This window comes from Vibrio sp. 03_296, from assembly GCF_002265885.1.
In genome coordinates, this window is record NZ_NPKW01000696.1 from 1 (window position 1) to 679 (window position 679).

1 pseudogene is annotated in these 679 nt (G+C 48.0%); it reads left to right on the forward strand.

From position 1 onward, the window contains the following. Positions 1 to 585, forward strand: a pseudogene (locus tag CIK04_RS27210) (TDT family transporter); the annotation flags it as partial. Positions 586 to 679: the final 94 nt, after the last annotated feature.

Below are 679 nucleotides of genomic sequence, written 5' to 3' on the forward strand. Positions count from 1 at the left end.
TTAAGATGTCCAATATTGTGCCAAGCTGGTTCCTCTACCCAGTTGGATTGATCTCAGCAGCTCATTGGCCGGTTCTCAATTTGGTCACAATGTCTTTTCAGAAACGCTGGCTATGGTCTGTATTGGGATCTATTTTTTCCTACTGCCTCTGGTTCTCTACCGATTGGTGTTTTTTGGTTCTCTACCTAAGCGAGCAAGGCCGACATTAGCCATCATGGCCGCTCCGGTTAACCTTTCGCTGGCCGCGTATTTGGTGAACTTCAGAGAGCCAGACCCTATCCTCACTGGCGCGTTATCGGGCATCGCCATTACCATGACGCTGCTGATTTACCTATGCTACATTCGATTACTGAGATTGAAGTTCCAACCTTCCATCGCGGCCGTTACCTTCCCATCGGTGATCAGTGCCATTGCGATGCATCGCTTAACCGCATTTTTGCTTGAGTCCCACCCTCCAACTGGGCATGGCTGCATGATTTTGGTTTTCTTGAATTGAGTATTGCCACCGTGCTCGTTGTATGGGTATCTGCTGGCTACGTTAAGATGTATTGGCCTGAAGTGTTCAAAACCAAACAAGTCGTTTAGCATCCGTTGACACGGATGCTGGGGTTCAAAGATTTTGTCAGGCATAAAAAAACGCCCAACTCATGAGTTGGGGCGTTTCAGACTGCTGACAAAG